This is a genomic window from Actinoplanes derwentensis, assembly GCF_900104725.1.
Lineage (GTDB): Bacteria > Actinomycetota > Actinomycetes > Mycobacteriales > Micromonosporaceae > Actinoplanes > Actinoplanes derwentensis.
This window is the reverse complement of sequence record NZ_LT629758.1, coordinates 2,621,394-2,638,111: the sequence shown is the minus strand read 5'-3', so window position 1 is coordinate 2,638,111 and position 16,718 is coordinate 2,621,394. Positions and strand designations below refer to the sequence as shown.

At 68.8% G+C, this 16,718-nt stretch carries 15 protein-coding genes; 8 read left to right on the top strand and 7 right to left on the bottom strand.

Translation table 11 applies throughout. The annotated features are described in order from the left end of the window. Positions 1 to 3: 3 nt before the first annotated feature. Genes BLU81_RS12130 through BLU81_RS12115 form a run of 4 tightly spaced genes read left to right on the top strand, consistent with a single transcriptional unit; the run spans position 4 to position 3,967 of the window. Positions 4 to 948, top strand: a complete 945-nt coding sequence (locus BLU81_RS12130; protein WP_092544369.1) for a VOC family protein — start codon at positions 4 to 6, stop codon at positions 946 to 948. After that, on the top strand, positions 945 to 1,865 hold the full coding sequence (locus BLU81_RS12125; protein ID WP_092544367.1) for a fumarylacetoacetate hydrolase family protein: 921 nt from the start codon (positions 945 to 947) through the stop codon (positions 1,863 to 1,865). Before BLU81_RS12130 ends, BLU81_RS12125 begins: the two co-directional genes overlap by 4 nt. Next, entirely contained in the window at positions 1,866 to 3,008 is a 1,143-nt protein-coding gene (locus BLU81_RS12120; RefSeq protein ID WP_092544366.1) for an alpha/beta hydrolase family protein, read from the top strand. It abuts the gene before it with no gap. Further along, a complete protein-coding gene (locus BLU81_RS12115; RefSeq protein WP_197686204.1) occupies positions 3,005 to 3,967 on the top strand; it encodes a cyclase family protein in 963 nt (320 codons plus the stop codon). The genes BLU81_RS12120 and BLU81_RS12115 overlap by 4 nt, the downstream gene beginning before the upstream one ends. Before the next feature lie 10 nt (positions 3,968 to 3,977). Here the strand turns inward: BLU81_RS12115 and BLU81_RS12110 are convergent, their stop codons facing one another. The 4 genes from BLU81_RS12110 to larE form a co-directional block, all read right to left on the bottom strand. After that, positions 3,978 to 4,418, bottom strand: a complete 441-nt coding sequence (locus BLU81_RS12110) for a helix-turn-helix domain-containing protein (protein WP_231954443.1) — start codon at positions 4,416 to 4,418, stop codon at positions 3,978 to 3,980. 484 nt (positions 4,419 to 4,902) lie between these two features. After that, positions 4,903 to 6,078 carry a nickel pincer cofactor biosynthesis protein LarC gene (gene larC / locus BLU81_RS12105; protein ID WP_092544364.1) on the bottom strand — a complete coding sequence of 392 codons (1,176 nt, stop codon included), beginning with the start codon at positions 6,076 to 6,078 and terminating at the stop codon, positions 4,903 to 4,905. Continuing rightward, entirely contained in the window at positions 6,075 to 6,749 is a 675-nt protein-coding gene (gene larB / locus BLU81_RS12100; RefSeq protein WP_092544362.1) for a nickel pincer cofactor biosynthesis protein LarB, read from the bottom strand. Before larB ends, larC begins: the two co-directional genes overlap by 4 nt. Continuing rightward, a complete protein-coding gene (larE, locus tag BLU81_RS12095; RefSeq protein WP_092544360.1) occupies positions 6,742 to 7,578 on the bottom strand; it encodes an ATP-dependent sacrificial sulfur transferase LarE in 837 nt (278 codons plus the stop codon). Before larE ends, larB begins: the two co-directional genes overlap by 8 nt. A 92-nt stretch (positions 7,579 to 7,670) precedes the next feature. On the opposite strand from larE, the gene BLU81_RS12090 reads away from it, so the two are divergent. Then, a complete protein-coding gene (locus BLU81_RS12090; RefSeq protein ID WP_092544358.1) occupies positions 7,671 to 8,750 on the top strand; it encodes a LacI family DNA-binding transcriptional regulator in 1,080 nt (359 codons plus the stop codon). Here BLU81_RS12090 and BLU81_RS12085 read toward each other — a convergent pair. Further along, positions 8,663 to 9,880 carry a lactate racemase domain-containing protein gene (locus BLU81_RS12085; RefSeq protein ID WP_092544356.1) on the bottom strand — a complete coding sequence of 406 codons (1,218 nt, stop codon included), beginning with the start codon at positions 9,878 to 9,880 and terminating at the stop codon, positions 8,663 to 8,665. The genes BLU81_RS12090 and BLU81_RS12085 overlap by 88 nt on opposite strands. A gap of 101 nt (positions 9,881 to 9,981) precedes the next feature. Between BLU81_RS12085 and uxaC the strand changes: the two genes are divergently transcribed. Next, positions 9,982 to 11,385: a glucuronate isomerase gene (gene uxaC, locus BLU81_RS12080; protein ID WP_092544354.1), complete on the top strand. Its 1,404-nt coding sequence runs from the start codon at positions 9,982 to 9,984 to the stop codon at positions 11,383 to 11,385. After that, positions 11,382 to 12,509, top strand: coding sequence for a mannitol dehydrogenase family protein (locus BLU81_RS12075; RefSeq protein ID WP_092544352.1), 1,128 nt, complete (start codon positions 11,382 to 11,384; stop codon positions 12,507 to 12,509). The genes uxaC and BLU81_RS12075 overlap by 4 nt, the downstream gene beginning before the upstream one ends. Positions 12,510 to 12,587: 78 nt before the next feature. Here BLU81_RS12075 and BLU81_RS50535 read toward each other — a convergent pair whose 3' ends face one another. Next, positions 12,588 to 13,577 carry a glycoside hydrolase gene (locus BLU81_RS50535; protein ID WP_231954438.1) on the bottom strand — a complete coding sequence of 330 codons (990 nt, stop codon included), beginning with the start codon at positions 13,575 to 13,577 and terminating at the stop codon, positions 12,588 to 12,590. Here BLU81_RS50535 and BLU81_RS50530 point away from each other — a divergent pair. After that, on the top strand, positions 13,513 to 14,040 hold the full coding sequence (locus BLU81_RS50530) for a hypothetical protein (RefSeq protein WP_231954437.1): 528 nt from the start codon (positions 13,513 to 13,515) through the stop codon (positions 14,038 to 14,040). The genes BLU81_RS50535 and BLU81_RS50530 overlap by 65 nt on opposite strands. A 514-nt stretch (positions 14,041 to 14,554) precedes the next feature. Here BLU81_RS50530 and BLU81_RS12065 read toward each other — a convergent pair. After that, complete coding sequence (locus BLU81_RS12065) at positions 14,555 to 16,678, bottom strand: family 43 glycosylhydrolase (protein ID WP_092544350.1); 2,124 nt, start codon at positions 16,676 to 16,678, stop codon at positions 14,555 to 14,557. Between the last annotated feature and the right edge of the window lie 40 nt (positions 16,679 to 16,718).

Genomic DNA, 16,718 nt, shown 5'->3' with positions numbered 1-16,718 from the left:
GGAATGATGAACGACGAACGACTCGTCACCCACCTGCGGCACGTCGACCTGGCCGTGCCCGACTACGACAAGCAGCTCGAGTTCTACACGAGCATGTGGGGCCTGGACGCCGAGACGACCGACGACGGCCTTGCGTTCCTGGCCGCGGCCGGCTCACCCGAGCAGTACTCGGTACGGCTTCGTGCAGCCGCCGAGAAGCGGCTCGACCTGATCGCGTTCGGCGCCGCGAACGAGGCCGACGTGAACGCGCTCGCCGAGCGTCTCGGCCGCGCCGGCGTGAAGCTGGTCTGCGAGCCGGGCCGCCTGCTCACCCCGGGCGGAGGCTACGGCTTCCGGTTCTTCGACTGCGACGGCCGTACCGTCGAGATCTCCTCCGACGTGCGGGTCCGGCAGCACCGCAAGCTGGAAGAGGGCGAGTCGGTCCCGGTCAAACTCTCGCACGTGGTGATCAACTCGCCGAACCCGGAGGCGACCGTCGCCTTCTACCAGCGGCACCTGCACTTCGCGCTCTCCGACACCCTGCACTCCCCGCACATGGGAGAGGTGATGTGGTTCCTGCGGACCAACCGCTGGCACCACAGCCTGGCGATCGCCCGCGGCCCGCACGTGTCGTTGCACCACGCGTCGTTCGAGATGCGCGGCATCGACGAGTACATGCGCGGCACCGGCCGGCTGCTGCGCGGCGGCGTCGAGAAGGTGTGGGGACCGGGCCGCCACATGGCCGGCAACAACACCTTCAGCTATTTCCTCGACCCGCACGGCAACACCGTCGAGTACACCACCGAGCTGGAGGAACTCGACGAGGACACCTGGCACCCGCACCTCTACGACTTCTCCGACCCGACGGTCACCGACCAGTGGGGTACGGCGAACCCGATGAGCGAGTTCGTCGCCAAACAGTCCTTCAACGACGTCGACCGTGGTGTTTTCGTGGCGCCGCCGGTATGAGGCTGGCGCGTTTCCGGCACGACGGCCGGGTCCGGACGGGTGTCGTCGAGGGCGATCACGTGCTGCCGTTCGAGGGCGATCCCGGGATGCTGGAGATCATCGACGGCTCGGCGGAACAGCGCACAGCCGGACCCGTACCTCTCGATGACGTGAAGCTCATGGCCCCCTTGCAGCCTCGGACGCTGCGCGATTTCGTCGCGTTCGAGGAGCACGTCGAAGGGGTTCGGCGCAGCATCGACGGTTCCAGCGGTGTGCCGGAGGCGTGGTACGACGCGCCGACCTTCTACTTCACCAATCCGCACCGCGTCTACGGCCCGGACGACGACATCCCGTTCCCCGCCAGGTCGGTGGACCGTGATTTCGAACTCGAGGTCGCCGTGATCGCGGGTCCTGAGCAGAGCATCTTCGGATATACGATCCTCAACGACTGGTCGGCCCGTGACCTGCAGAGACGTGAGATGCAGGTGAGCCTGGGGCCGGCCAAGGGCAAGGACTTCGCGAGCACTCTGGGCCCGTGGATCGTGACGGCCGACGAGCTTGATCCGTACCACGAAGAAGGTTTTCTGGATCTTTGGTGCACGGCCCAGGTGAACGGCGTCGAGGTGGGGCGCGACCTGCTGAGCAACATGGGCTGGACCTTCGAGACCCTGATCGCCTATGCGGCCCGCGACAGCCGGGTGATGGCCGGTGACGTGCTCGGCTCCGGGACCGTCGGCAACGGTGGCTGCCTGGCCGAACTCTGGGGCCGCAACGGGAAACAGGATCCGCCGCCGCTGCGTGACGGCGACGTGGTCACCCTGACCGTCGACGGTATCGGCAGCCTGACCAATCGTGTCGTCACCGGTCCGCAGACCGGTGACCTTCCGCCTGTGCGCCGTCGCGACCAGGCACAAGCAAGGGCAGAGAGGCAGCACTGAATGTTCGAGTACTTTCCCGGCAACTACGTCTGGAACCTGAGCGTCGTCGCCACCCTGAACAGTGGCGGCTTGATCGACGAGGTGGACCGCGCCTGCCGTCCGATCAAAGAGCTGGCCGCGCAGGGCTCGGACGTCGGCACAGCTGAGTTCATGGCGGCCTGGGCCGCCGTCGCGGAGGACCTGGCGACGCAGGCGGCGGCCGACGAGGCCGCCGGCAACACGCGGACCGCCGGGCAGAAATACCAGCGGGCCACCAACTACCTGGCGCAGGCCGAGCGGATGCAGAGCGCCAAGTCGCCCGACCGCAAGGCGTTCTACCAGCGGCTCCTCGACCTGCAGCAGAAAGTCTTCGACCTGATCGACCCGGCGACCACTCGGGTGTCGATCCCGTTCGAGGGATCGCTTCTTCCGGCCTACTTCACGAAGGCCGCCGTCGACGGGCCCGCCCCGGTGATCATCCTGTGGAACGGGCTCGACTCGACCAAGGAACACATGTACGCCGCCGGGTTCGCCCACGAGATGGCGGCGCGGGGCATCCACACGCTCATGGTCGACTGCCCCGGTAGTGGTGAGGCGCTGCGTTTCCTGGGGCTGACGTCCCGCGTCGAGACCGAGGACTGGGCGGCGGCGTGCGTCGACTACCTGCTCACCCGGGACGACGTGGTGGCCGGGAAGATCGGGCTGGCCGGGTGGTCGCTCGGCGGCTACTACGCGCCCCGGGCGGCGGCGTTCGAGAAGAGGCTCGCGCTGGCCGTGGCGTGGGGTGCCAACCACGACTGGGGCGCGGTGCAGAAACGGCGGCTGGAGCGTGAGGGTGAGAACCCGGTTCCGCACTACTGGGACCACGTGCTCTGGGTGTGGGGTGAGGACGACCTGGACACGTTCATCAAGAAGGCCGAGGCGGTCAACCTCGACGGTGTGGTCGAGCAGATCACCGTGCCGTTCCTGATCTGCCACGGCGAGAACGACCGGCAGATCCCGTTGCAGTACGCACACCGCTCGTACGAGCAGGCGGTCAACTCCCCGAACCGTGAGCTGCGGATCTTCACCCCTGCCGAGGGCGGTGCCGAGCACATCGGGCTCGATCACCTCGCCCACGTGCAGAGCTACATCGCCGACTGGATCGCCAAGGAGTTCGCTTGATCGACCGGACCGATCCGGAGGGCGCGATCGCGGCGGCCGCGAAACGCTGCTCCAACTGGGGGCGGTGGGGCGCTGACGACGTACAGGGAACCATGAATTTCCTGACCCCGGACAAGCGTAGACAGGGCGCATCGCTGGTGCGGCGCGGGGTTTCGTTCTCGCTGTCACAGTCGTTCGACGCCGACGGGCCGCAGAAGGGCTGGCGCCGGCGCACCAACCCGGTGCACACCATGCTCGACACCGGCACCGACGCTGCCGCCGGAATCCAGGGTTTCCCGCACGGCATCGGCGGCGCCGACGACGTCATCGCCATGCCGTTGCAGTGCTCGACCCAGTGGGACGGACTCGGTCACATCTTCGACCACGGTGTCGCCTGGAACGGGCGGCCCGCGGGAGAAGTGGTGACCAGCCTCGGTGACGCGGTCACCGGCATCGAGACGGTGGCTTCGGTCATCGCGGGCCGGGGTGTGCTGCTGGACGTCGGCCGTGCGCTGGGCTCGGGGGAGTTGCCGGATGGCTTCGCCATCACGGAGGACCATCTGCGCGAGACGATGTCGTTGCAGGGCGCGACGTCCGCGGTGGGTTGCGGCGACATCGTTCTGGTACGCACGGGGCAGCTCGCCCGGGTCCGCCGACAGGGATGGGGCGACTACGCCGGCGGACCAGCGCCCGGGTTGTCGTTCACCACGGCGGACTGGCTGCACCGTACCGAGATCGCCGCGATCGCTACCGACACCTGGGGTTTCGAGGTGCGGCCGAACGAGTTCGACGATGCGTTCCAGCCGCTGCACCAGGTCGCGATCCCGCACATCGGCCTGTTCCTGGGCGAGATGTGGGACCTGGACGCGCTCGCGGAAGACTGCGCGGCCGACGGGGTCTACGAGTTCTGGCTGACGGCGGCGCCGCTGCCGATCACCGGGGCGGTGGGCAGCCCGGTGAACCCGATCGCCGTCAAATGACCCGGAGCCCTCAGCCGCCGGGCTGAGGGCTCCCCGCGCGCAGGAGTGCGGTGTTGTGAGTGAAACGGGTGCGGTACGTGGAGGCGCTGAGCCTGTAGTGCGCCTTGAAACGGCGCGCGAAGTAGTTCGCGTCCGGCCAGCCGACCGACTCGCCGATCTGGCTCACCGACTGGTCGGTGTACAGCAGCAATGACGTGGCCAGCTCGACGCGCAGGCGCAACAGGTAGGTGATCGGCGGCAGGCCGGTGACCGCCTTGCAGAGGCGGAAGAGATGCCCCCGGGCCAGGTGGGGTTCGGCCGCCAGATCGTTGAGTGTCCAGGGCCGGTCGGGCGCCGCCTCCATCAGGCGCATGGCCCGGACGACCGCCGGATGGCCGTTCACTGCGCCTCCGCCACCTACCACCTCACCGCCGACGAGATCGTCCGCGGCCACCGGACCTACAAGGCCCACGTCGTCGGCCACCTCATCCAGCCTGAGGCCCCACCAGTCCAAGCCACGGCCGCTTCCACGGTGGTGGTCCCCGCCGCTGGCCCACCCGTCCCCCTCCCCGTCCCCATCGCCATCGGTGTCCGCTTCGCCGAGCGATTCACCCACCCGTGGCGACGGGGACTTGCCGGTGACCGGTCGTCCATCCCTATCGATCGCCCTGGCCGGGATCGCTCTGATCGTGATCGGATGCGCTCTGCTCCTACTCACTTACCGCATGCGGAACCGCTGCATATGCATCCGCATCAACTGACGACGCGTCGTCTTGCAGGGATGACGCCCTTCATGTTGCTGCTGTGCAGGCCGGTTTGGCGGACTACGGGACTGCACGAGTTCTAGACAGGCCTCGAGTACCCCGTGCAGGTCTCGGCGCTGGTGCGCAGGGGTTTCGACTATGGCCCATGGGCACTTATGCACGGCGAGTAGCAACGGCTGCCACCTGTGGCGTCTAGCCATCGGGCTGTACGGGCTCGCCGACGATCATGCCCGCAGATAAGGCCCCGTGCGCGGCGCGGGACAGGGCCTCACTTTCCGCTATTCCGAGGGCACGGGCCAGTGCTGCCACGTCCTCGAACTCGGGCGTCACCTGCACGATCGCCCCACCGTCGAGGCCGATCTTCATGGCGACAGGGTGGCCGGCCACGTCGAGCCGGACGACTGTGCGGTCCAAGGCGGTCTTGGCGCGGGGGGATGTTCGGACACCAAGGGTGCTGGTGTCCCGGAAAATCCGGGCCTGCACGGCGGGGACGGCGGCGGGTGCACAGAGCGCGGACAACGTGTGCGCGGGCCGGCCTTTCTTCATCAGGATCGGCACCAGCCACGCGTCGTCCGCGCCCGCGTCCAGCAGGCCGGTGAGCACCCCTGGCCAGAGCCGTGGATCCAGGTCGTCGACGTTGGCCTCCAGGAGCAGGGCATCCTGGGTGGCCGTCTTTTTCCCGCCCATGAGCACCCGCACCACATTGGGTCGTCCGGGGGTGTCCCGGCTGCCGGCGCCCACCCCGACCGCCGACACCGTCATCGACGGCAGATCCTCGCAGCTCACCGCGAGGGTGCGCAGCAGCGCCATTCCGGTCGGGGTGGCCAACTCGCCGGTGCCGCCGGAGCGGATCCGCCAGCCCCGGGAGAGTTCGGCGACAGCGGGTGCGGGAACCGGCAGAAGGCCGTGGGCGGAACGCACCGTGCCGGAGCCGACCGACACTTCCCCGGCGGAGACGGTGGTGGCACCGAGGTCGTCGAGCGCGGCACAGACGCCTACCACATCGGCGATCGCGTCGAGCGCCCCGACCTCGTGGAAGTGAACCTGGTCGGGGCCGATGCCGTGTACCGCGCCCTCCGCGCCGGCCAGGGTGGCGAAGACGGCGGCGGCCGGGGATCCGGCTGCGAGCAGGCCGCGGATGTCGCGCCAGCTACGGTGCGGCAGGTCGGTGGTCAGCGCGGTGACGTCGGCCTTGCACGCGCGCAGACCAGCCCGGTGCACCTCGGTGGCGGTGATCCGGACCGCGCCGGGCAGCACCGCGTCGACCTTCGCCTGCACCCGGTCGAGGGAGGCTCCGGCGTCGAGCAGTGCGCCGAGCAACATGTCCCCGGCGATCCCGGCCGAGGCGTCTATCCACACGTGGGTCATGACCGGACCGCCGTGATCTGAGCGGCCAGGTGCCCGGCGCCGTACCCGTTGTCGATGTTGACGACGGCGACGCCGGGTGCGCAGGAGTTGAGCATGGCGAGCAGGGGCGCGAGCCCGCCGAAGGCGGCGCCGTAACCGACCGAGGTCGGTACGGCGACCACCGGTGCGCTGACCAGGCCGGCGACGACGCTGGGCAGGGCGCCGTCCATCCCGGCGGCGACCACGACGGCGTGGGCGGCGCGCAGGGCGGGCAACTGCCCCAGGATCCGCTGCAGACCGGCCACCCCGACATCGACGATCAGGTCGGCGGCGCGGCCCAGGTAGCGGGCGGTGAGCAGCGCTTCGCGGGCGACCGGCAGGTCGGAGGTGCCGGCGGCGACGACCAGAACCGGTCCACCGGTCGGCAGGGGCGGGGTGGGCGGCCAAGCCAGCAGACCGGCGGTGGTGTCGTGGTGCGCCTCGGGCAGTTCGCCCAGCACGGCCGCCGCGTGCGCTGCGGTCGCCCGGGTGAACAGGGTGGTCACGTCGGGGCGTTCGCGGACGGCGGCGGCGATGACCGCGGCCTGGTCAGGGGACTTGCCGGGGCAATAGACGGCCTCCGGATAGCCGCGCCGGGCAGCGCGGCCCAGATCGAGATCGGCAACTGCGGCCACGTCGGTGAGCTCAGTCATGGGTGGCCACCAGCGCTAGGGTGAAGGCACCGGATCGGATGCCGCCGACATCGACGGCTGCGTACCGGAAGCCCGCGGTCGTCACCGCCTGTCGTACGGCGTGCCGCAGCGGCTCGGAGATCGCGCGGAGCAGGTCCTCATCGGGCAGTTCGATGCGGGCCACGTCGCCGTGGTGGCGCACGCGTATGTCGGTGAAGCCGAGCCGGTGCAGCGCCGACTCGGCCCGTTCCACTTGCCGTAGTTTGGCCGGGGTCACTTCGGCGAAGTGCGGGATCCGCGATGCCAGGCATGGCGCGGCCGGCTTGTCGGCGCACGCCAGGCCGAGGTCACGGGCGATGCTTCGGACGGCGGCTTTGGTCAGGCCCAGGTCGGCGAGGGGCCGCAACACCCGGTGCTCGGTGGCGGCGCGGCTGCCGGGGCGGTCCGGGCGGCGGGCGTCGTCGGCGTTCTCGCCGTAGGCGACCGCGTCCAGCCGATGCGCGGCCATCACCTGGGTGTCGATCGTCGTGAACAGTTCGTCCTTGCAGTGGAAGCAGCGGTCAGGTCCGTTCGCCCGGTAGGCCGCCCGGTCCATCTCCCGGGTGGTCACCTCGACCACCGTCACCCCGAGGTCCCGGGCGACCGCGTGGGCGCCGGCCCGTTCGTCGGCGGCGAGGCTGGGGGAGATCCCGAGCAGCGCCACCACCTGCTCGCGGCCGAGGACACGGGCGGCGAGGGCGAGCAGCACCGAGGAGTCCACTCCGCCGGAGACGGCGACGCCGAGGCGGTGAATATCGGCCAGCTCGCTGGTCAAGCGGGTTATCGCGTCCACGGTCGGCGATGCACTCATCACCTCATTCCAGGCGGCGGACAACTCGGTGGCAAGCGGTTGCCAGATGTTGCGGGCGGCATTAGCGTGGCCGCCACATCCGGGGAGGTCACATGTCGGACGAAGCTCCACACCGGGCGCCCACCATCTACGACGTCGCGAAGGCGGCGGGGGTGGCCGCCTCGACGGTTTCTCGCACGTTCGCCCGGCCGGGCCGGGTCAACGCGGCAACCGCCGAGCGGATCCGGCAGACCGCTGCCGAGCTGGGGTACCGGGTGAACCCGATCGCCCAGGCACTGCCGACCGGCCGCACCTCGATGATCGCCGTGGTGGTCTCGGATCTGGCCAACCCGTTCCACAACGAGATCCTGCGGGGCGCGCAGTCCGCCGTGGCCGAGGCCGGCTACACGATGCTGCTCGCCGACGCCCAGGAGTCCGGGTCACGCGAACGCGAAGTGCTGGAGCGCACGATGTCGACCGTCGAGGGCATCGTGCTGGCCACCTCGCGGATGCCCGACTCGGCGATCCGGATGATCGCCAAGCAGCGGCCGACCGTCGTGCTCAACCGCACCCTGGCCGACGTGCCGAGCGTGGTCACCGACAACCCACGTGGCATGCGCCGGGCCGCCGAGCACCTGGGCGAGCTCGGCCACGAGCGCATCACCTACGTCGCCGGCCCGGAGGCGTCATGGGCCGACGGCACCCGCTGGCGGGCACTGCGCGAGGCAGGCCTCGCACTGGAGCTGCAGGTACGCCGGATCGGTCCCTACGAGCCGACCGTCGCCGGTGGCGCCCGGGCGGCCGCCGAGCTGCTGAAACACCCCACCTCGGCGGTGATCGCCTACAACGACATGATGGCGATCGGGCTGATCCGGGCCCTGACCACCGATGGGGTGCGGATCCCGCAGGACGTCAGCGTGATCGGCTTCGACAACATCTTCGCCGCCGACCTGGTCACCCCGGCGCTGACGACGGTCGCCGCGCCGCTGGCCGCGATGGGCACCACCGCGGTCCGCAACCTGCTCGCGATGATCCGGGGCGCGAGACTGCAGACCGCCGAACCGGTCAGCCTGCCGTCGCGGCTGGTGGTGCGGGCGTCGACCGCTCACCGCAGACGGAACAGGACCTCGCCGGCGTGGGGCACCACGAAGGCGCCGGGTGCGGAGGTGTCGACGGCTGCCGGATCCAGGTAGTCGAGGTTCGCCGCCCGGACCACGTACTCCGGGATGCCGGTCGCGAGGGTGACCGTCACGCGCAGCCGCTCGCCGTGCACCGGGTCGTAGGTTCCGGCGCCGCGCAGATGCGTGGAGTGTGCGAGCACCCCCCAGTGCTGATCGGAGAACCGGTCCCACTGCTTGAGGAAGTAGTCCCGGCAGTGGTAGCCGATCTGTTCGATCTCCGGGTGCATCTCCGAGATGCGGGTGATGTGCGGGGCGTAGATGATCACTTGGCCGCCGTCGGCGACGACCGGCTCCACCTTGTAGAAGCCCTTCGCGCCGGTCCACATGTCGTCGTACTTCTCCGGAATGATCGACAGAACCCGGTCGACAGGCGCATCCAGATACCGCACGTGGGTTTCCGCAGAGACATCGGCGCATGCCGACCAGGCCTGCTCGGGCGGCCCGAACGCGGCGGCGTGCAGCGCGCCGGTGCCGGACTGCACCACCAGGCACAGCGCCAGCCTGCGGCTCGGTATCAGCGCGGCGGCCTGGTCGATGAGCGCCCGCACGGGGGTGATCCCGCGCGTACCGATGATCTCCGCGCTGGTGATCAGTGCACCCAGCCAGTGCGAGAAGTCGATGATCTGCTGCCCGGCGACGCCGGGGACGAAGTACTTGTTGCCGCCGGAGAAACCGACCACCTCGTGCGGGAACACCGGCCCGATCACCAGGCACACGTCGTGCTCGGCGACGGCCCGGTTGACCACCACGTCGACGTCCTGCGCCATCCGCGCGTCGGAGAGCTCGGCGACCCGAGCCGCCGGGATCACCCCGACTGATACCAGCTCGGACGGCTCCCACCACTCATGGTTACGGACCGTAAAGCCCGGGTAGGAGCCACCGAGATGCGCCAGCAGCTGCTCGTCGGTCATCGGGGCGTGGGTGCCGAGCGCGATCAGGACGGTGACCGCGGCGGCCCGGCCGTGCAACACCTCGTGCAGGGCGCCCATCAGCATCGGCAACGGGCAGCTGCGGGTCGCGTCCGGCACGATCACGCACACGCTGCGGCCGTCGAGGTCGGCCCCGGCCAGCTGTGCGACGACGAAGGCGCGCACCTGCTCGTCGTGCAAGGTCTGCTGAGGTCCACCGATAACGCTTGTCATCGTCGCACCTTGCGCTGATCGCCCGGCTTACGGCAAGGGCAGCGGGCAACAGCTGGCAACCGCTTGCCACCGTGTGCAGGTCGCCCTCAGCCTTCGGTTGCATGTCGCTGACTTCGCATCCGGACCGGCTTCTGCCGGCGGACCCGGGCACCCGTGCGGTCGCCCGCAGACTCCACCACGCGGTACGGGACCTGCCGATCATCTCACCGCATGGGCACGTCGATCCGCGGCTGCTGCTCGACGACGCCCCGTTCACCGATCCGGTTTCGTTGTTCGTCCAGCCCGACCATTACGTCACGCGGCTGCTGCACGCCGGAGGCGTACCCCTGAATGATCTCGGCATCGGAGCGGGACCGCTGCCGCAAGCCCACGCCCGTCAGGTGTGGCGGCTGCTCTGCGGCCGCTGGGATCTGTTCCGCGGAACCCCCGTCCGGTATTGGCTCGAGACGGCGCTGAGTGACGTCTTCGGCATCAGCGACCGGCCCGGCACCGGCAACGCCGACGATCTGTACGACCGGATCGCCACCCGGCTCGCCCAGGACAGCCACCGTCCGCGCGCGATGCTCGACCGGTTCGGCATCGAGTTCCTCGCCACCACCGACGACCCCGCCGACGACCTCACCGCACACGCCGCCCTCGCCGAAGCCGGTCTGCGCGCTCGGATCGTCCCCACCTTCCGCCCGGATCGCTACCTCGAAACCGCCGCGCCGGGCTGGGCCGACACGGTCAAACGACTCGGCGCCGTTGCCGACACCGACATCGGCCAGTACCACGGATTCCTCGCCGCGCTGGAGAACCGGCGGCGGCACTTCATCGCCCACGGCGCGGTCTCCACCGATCACAGCCACGCCGATGCCGCAGCCGAGCCGCTGCCGCTCGCCGAGGCGGCCCGGATCTACGCGCGAGCCCTCAGCGGGGAAGTCCTCAAAGCGGAGGCCACCGCCTTCCGCCGGCACATGATCCTCGAGATGGCGCGGATGTCCTGCGAGGACGGCTTGGTGATGACCCTGCACCCGGCGATCGCCCGCAACCACCACCCGCCCACCTTCGACCGGTTCGGTCCGGACACCGGCCACGACATCCCGACCCAGGTGGAGTTCACCCGCGCGCTGCGGCCACTGCTGACCCGCTTCGGCACCCACCCCGGCTTCCACCTAGTGCTGTTCACCACCGACCCGACCGTCTACAGCCGCGAGATCGCACCCCTCGCCAGCTTCTACCCGTCGGTCTACGCGGGCGTGCCGTGGTGGTTCCTCGACAACCCGTCGGAGATCCGCGCGTTCCAGCGCTCGGTCACCGAGATTGCCGGGTTCAGCCGGCTCTCCGGTTTCATCGACGACACCCGGGCGTTCCTGTCCATCCCGGCGCGGCACGACATGGCCCGTCGCCTCGACGCCGGTCACCTCGCCGAACTCGTCGTCGCACACCGCCTCGACGAGGACGAAGCTCTCGACACGCTGACATCGCTGGTCAGCGCCCAGCCGCGGAAGGTCTTCAAGCTATGAGCCGGATGCTGCACCTCGGGCTCGGCAACTTCTTCCGTGCCCATCAGGCCTGGTACACCGCGGCAGCGGGCGGCTGGGACATCGCCGCGTTCACCGGCCGCTCGCCCGCCGTCGCGGACGCGCTCAACGCACAAGGCTGCCGCTACACCCTGATCACCCGCGGACCGTCACACGACACCGATCAGGAACTGACCCTGGCCGCCGCCTATCCGGGCGCCGACGACGCGGCCTGGCTGCGCGAATGGGCGGCCCCGGACCTGGCCGTGGTCACCCTGACCGTCACCGAGGCGGCCTATCGCCCCGGACCGCTGCCACGCCGGCTGGCTGCCGGGCTCACCGCCCGGCGCGACACGAACGGCGGCCCGGTCACGCTGATCAGCTGCGACAACCTTCCCGGCAACGGTACGGTCCTCGCCCGCCTGATCACGCAAGAGGCGGATCCGGCGCTGCGCGAGTGGATCGCCGCGAACGTGTCGTTCGTGGACACCGTCGTCGACCGGATCACCCCGGCCTCGACACCGGCCGACGGCACGGCGGTGGTCACCGAACCGTTCACCGAATGGGTTCTCGCCGGCGACTTCCCGGCCGGGCGGCCCGCCTGGGAGGAGGCCGGCGCCCGGTTCGTCGACGACGTGGCCCCCTATGAACAGCGCAAACTGTGGCTGCTCAACGGCGGGCACACGCTGCTCGCCTACGTCGGCAGCCTGCGCGGGCACATCACCGTCGCGTCCGCCGTCGCCGACCCGTACTGCCGGGGACTGCTCGAGCAATGGTGGGACGAGGCCGACGCCCGGCTGCCGGAGGCCGGCGTCTACCGGACCAGCCTGCTCGAACGGTGGAGCAACGCGCGCATCGAGCACCGCCTCGCGCAGATCGCCGCCGACGGCAGCGTGAAGATCCCGGTCCGGATCGTCCCGGCGCTGTTACGGGCCCGTGCCGAGGGCCGCCTGCCCCGCCCGGCGGTGGAACTGCTCGCGGCGTGGACCCGGCACCTGCGCGGCGAGTCGGTCCCGGTGCGTGACACCGCAGCACCGACCGGAGCGGTGCCCGTAGTGTTGCGTTCGCTTGACGAGCGGCTCGCCGCTGACGAGGAGCTGGTCGCCGCCGTTTTCGGAGCCCTGTGAGCCGACCCGGGAGGTCGTGATCGGCGCGCCGAGCAGATTGCGAGACCCGGTCAATCTTCGAACGGATCTCGCAATCTGTTACTGGGTGAGAACGACCGTGGAGATGCTCCGGGCGGGAATGCTGACGGTCACCTGTTCGCCGTTGACGCTAGTCGCCTGGCTGGACGCGTTGGCAGACTTCGAGGTGACGTAGTTCTTCGCCTTGGTGACGGTCTTCGGCGCCTGAATGACGACGTTGTCGACCGCACGGGTCGATCGGTTCAGGATCACCAGCTTGATCTTTCCGCCGCCCTGGTATGCGGTCACTTCCAGGCGAGAGGCCTGGGAACTCTTGGTCAGGGCGACGCGCTGGTCGCCGGGGCGTACATACTTCGCGTACTGCGAAAACGCGTAGCCGCGTTTGAGTGGCGCCCCGGTGGTGGTGCCGGCGCTGCCGTCGCCGATGAACGAGTAGTAGCGCTTGCCGTACCACCAGATGTAGGCGCTCCAGTTCGATTCCATCGATCTGTGCACGGTGCGCATGACCTCGTCCAGGGTTTCGTCCCAGACAGCCTGGTTGCTGGGATCTCCCCAGGTGGTGGAGGTGTCGCCGGCGGCTTTGTGGTAGTTCCACTCGGTCATCCACACCGGCTTGTTGTACCGGTCGGCCAGCGAGTAGGCCTTGAGCCGGCCGGAGTCCTCGGTGCCGTACAGGTGCCCGCCGATGTAGCTGGTGTTGTCGCGGGCGGTCGCGTTGCTGAGGATCGGGTCGGTGAGATCGTATTCCATGCCCGTGCTCTCAGCGGCCATCAGCTTGGTGTTCTTGATCTTCGCCCCGTGGTCGCGGACGAAGTTCCGCAGTTCAGTGCCGGTCCACTCCATCGAGTCGTAGTCGGGGTGATAGTCCGGCTCGTTCTGAATGGAGACGACGTCGATGGTCACGCCCTGGCTCTTCATGTATGTGACGTATTTGTTGAGGTGGTTGGCGTAGTCGTCGTAGTAGTCGGTCTTCAGTTTGCCGCCGTTGATCTGGCTGTTGTTGGTCTTCCACGCGGCCGGAGCGGTCCACGGCGTTGCGAGGATCTTCACGTTCGATCCCGATGCCTTGGCGGCTTTGAGGGCCTTGACTTGTTTTACCCATTCGCTGGAGATCGGCGAGATGCCGGTCCGCACGATGGACAAGCCGAGTTGGCTGGCGCCCGTGCCGATCAGCGTCTGTGTCTCGGCCGTCGACCAGGCGCTGCCCCAGATGGAGACGGCGGAGCCGAAGCCGTCGATCGTCTGGAACTTGGTGGCGGTGTTGACCGTGATGTCCGCCGCGGCGGCGGGCGCGGTCGTCTTGGTGGCCGCGCTGCCGCTGGTGCAGGGGGCGCTCTGCGGTTGGGCAGTCCTGTTGCTGTCGTTCGGAGCGGTGCTCGCGGTTGACGCCGCTGTGCAACTGATGGAGGTGGCGGGTCTTCCTGAAGCGGTGGCGGTGCCGGGGAACTGGGTGGAGCCGGGGGGCTGGGTGGAGACGGTGGCCGTGCTGGTCGTGTCGGTGATCTGGGTGTAGGCGATGCCCGAGCCGGCGGTGAGCAATCCGGTGATGGCGGCCGCGGCGATCGCGGTGCGCCGTCGTGCCGGTCGACGGTGTCCTGGGGGGCGTGCGGACGTTGTCATGACTTGCCTTTCGGGCCTGGGCTGCTGCGTAGTCGGTTGAGCTTTGGTTCGGACCGGGGGTAGGTCCAATGGGGGATGGATGCGAACGGTTGGTGATCATGTCAGGGCGAATGCGACCATACCCACTCGGCTACCGCCGTGGCGAGACGTGATCAAGGCAACAGCCGAGCAGGGTGGCGAGGAACCGGGGCGACGGGCTGGCCTTCGGTTACGCCCCGATTACGAGTCGAGGCCGCTCGTCACCTTCGCGCTGTCGTGAATCACCCGGACGGTCACGGAGCTGGCGCGAACTCCGGACCGTCCGGGTGGCTCACGACCGGTGAACGCTCCCTGCCAGCACCACGTTCGAGAGGAACCGCCCGCCGTGCAGGGTCTGCTGAGCCATGTTCATCAGGGCGTTGTGGTCGTCACACGCCCGCACAGTGGCGCACGCTCGCCGACGAGGCCGCGGACCCGCGCGGTAGTTCTGGCCGGCACTTTGATTTCGACGATCGGAATGACCAGGAGTCGATTTCGAAGAGATCCGCGTCATCGGGCCCGGTGTAGGTGAAGTAAACATCGTGGACGCCGGTGACGCCGTGGAGGCGTGCTGTCAGCCTCGTCCATGTGCCCGGTGGTGCGTCGACGGGGATGGTCGCGATCACGGGGGCGGTGCGCTCGTCGAGGCGAACCTGGATCTTTCCACCGGGCGTCAGCGGGAGCACGGTGGCGGTGAGCCTGGCGGCGCCGTCCCGTCGGAAGTCGACCGACGCGAGCGCCGTCCAGTCGCCGTTGTCGATGTCACTCACGGCCAGGTTCGGTGCTTGCGGGCCGAACCCGGGTGAGGGCTCGTCGATCTTCTTCGTCGCGATGCCCTGTTGCCACGCGATCGTCTCGGCCTCGATCGGACGGTACGGGTCGAGTGTGCGAACCCGGTCGACGCCGTCGTAGGTGCCGATCACCTCCTGGATCGTCCCGTCCTCGTTGAACGCCAGCTTGGCGATGTGCGGGCTGCGGAAGCCCTGGGTGGTGCCGCCGGTGACGCGCTGGTTGAGCGTCTGGGCGTGATAGGTGAAGTAGTACTGGCCCTTGAATTCGAACACCGACTGGTGATTGTTGCCGCCGGCTCCGAAGTAGGTGCCCGGGTTGCGGAAGATCACGCCCGCGTAGGTCTCGGGTGTCCAGGGACCCATCGGGTCATCAGCCATGAGGTATGCGATGGCGCCGGTCGGCGGACCGTTCGGGTCCACCGGGCCGGAGAACCCGAAGTTCGACGAGTACGAGTAGTAATACTTGCCCTGGCGTTTGAACATGTGGCTCGCCTCGAAAACGAGCGGTGCATCGATGACCTCCGCCGAGCCGACCGTGCTGACCATGTCGTCGCCGAGCTTGATGACCCGCGTGGACTTCGGGTGGTTCGTGTTCTCATAGCTGCCTGAGCGGTCGTCCCCGCCACCGCCGAAGTAGAGGTAGCCCTTGCCGTCGTCATCGATCAAAACAGCCGGGTCGAAGAGCCAGTTCCGGCCGTTCGAGGCTCCTGGCGTCGCGTTCGTGATGAGCAGGCTGCCGCGCTCATCGTGCCACGGACCGAGCGGCGAGTCGCCGACCAGGACGCCGGTGGATCCGCCGTTGTTCGCGAAGTAGAGGAAGAACCGCTCCTTGCCGTCGATGACCTTGCTCGTGACCGCGGGCGCCCACGACTCGCCCGCGTAGCGCTCGATCCCGTCCGGGCCGGCGACCGCGATCTCCCCGTGATCGACCCAGTTGACCAGGTCGTTCGAGGAGATGACCGTGATCGTCCTGATCCCGCTGTAGTTGTTGGCCGGGGAGATCCCGTCCGGTCCGGGATAGTAGATCTGCGTGTCGTTGGTCATGTACAGATACACCCGGTCGCCGTGGACGAAGGCGTAGGCGTCCGCGCCGAATTTGTGCGAGATGAGGGGGTTGCCCTCGCCCGGGATCTTGCCGAGCACCTCGATGGTTCTCGACGTCGTGTACTCCTCGAGGGCCACGTCGTCGACTTTGAAGTCCATCAGATGCGTGTCCGGATCGGTCGACGGGGTTGCCACCCAGGGCGTTTCGACGAAAATCCTGGCGGTCGTGACGTCCTGCGACGCGGGAATCACGAACGTGCCGCGGATGAGCCCCCACTGTCCACGCGTCACCGTCCCGGCGCCTAGACGGGCGAACGTCGAGCCACCGTAGTGCATGGTGAGGACGAACTGCTTGGTCGCTGGACTGCTCGGGTTCTCGTACTTCACCCGTGCCGTGACCGTGTAGATCTTGCCGGGCTGCACCGTGCCGGTGAGGTCCTGCATCGGGCCGGATCCGGTTTTCGGCCGGCCCGTGACCAGCATGGCGCTCGAGCCGGAGTAAGCATCGGTCGTGGACGACAGGGTGGCGCTGCCGGTCGTGTCGTTGGGGAACCAGCCGGCCAGGCCGTCCTCGAATCCGCCGTTCACGATGAGGTTCGAGTCGACCGCCCGGACCGGAGCCGCCGTAACGACCCCGGCGACCAGCATGAGACTAACCGTCACGAGCACGGTGAACATTCGGGGGATCTTTACTGGTAAGGGGTGCTCCACCGGATGA

Excerpts from the sequence above, each read along its gene's own strand:
- BLU81_RS12130 (WP_092544369.1), top strand. The coding sequence starts at position 4 with ATGATGAACGACGAACGACTCGTCACCCACCTGCGGCACGTCGACCTG.
- BLU81_RS12125 (WP_092544367.1), top strand. The coding sequence starts at position 945 with ATGAGGCTGGCGCGTTTCCGGCACGACGGCCGGGTCCGGACGGGTGTC.
- BLU81_RS12120 (WP_092544366.1), top strand. The coding sequence starts at position 1,866 with ATGTTCGAGTACTTTCCCGGCAACTACGTCTGGAACCTGAGCGTCGTC.
- larC (WP_092544364.1), bottom strand. The coding sequence starts at position 6,078 with ATGACCCACGTGTGGATAGACGCCTCGGCCGGGATCGCCGGGGACATG.
- larB (WP_092544362.1), bottom strand. The coding sequence starts at position 6,749 with ATGACTGAGCTCACCGACGTGGCCGCAGTTGCCGATCTCGATCTGGGC.
- larE (WP_092544360.1), bottom strand. The coding sequence starts at position 7,578 with ATGAGTGCATCGCCGACCGTGGACGCGATAACCCGCTTGACCAGCGAG.
- BLU81_RS12090 (WP_092544358.1), top strand. The coding sequence starts at position 7,671 with ATGTCGGACGAAGCTCCACACCGGGCGCCCACCATCTACGACGTCGCG.
- BLU81_RS12085 (WP_092544356.1), bottom strand. The coding sequence starts at position 9,880 with ATGACAAGCGTTATCGGTGGACCTCAGCAGACCTTGCACGACGAGCAG.
- uxaC (WP_092544354.1), top strand. The coding sequence starts at position 9,982 with ATGTCGCTGACTTCGCATCCGGACCGGCTTCTGCCGGCGGACCCGGGC.
- BLU81_RS12075 (WP_092544352.1), top strand. The coding sequence starts at position 11,382 with ATGAGCCGGATGCTGCACCTCGGGCTCGGCAACTTCTTCCGTGCCCAT.
- BLU81_RS12065 (WP_092544350.1), bottom strand. The coding sequence starts at position 16,678 with ATGTTCACCGTGCTCGTGACGGTTAGTCTCATGCTGGTCGCCGGGGTC.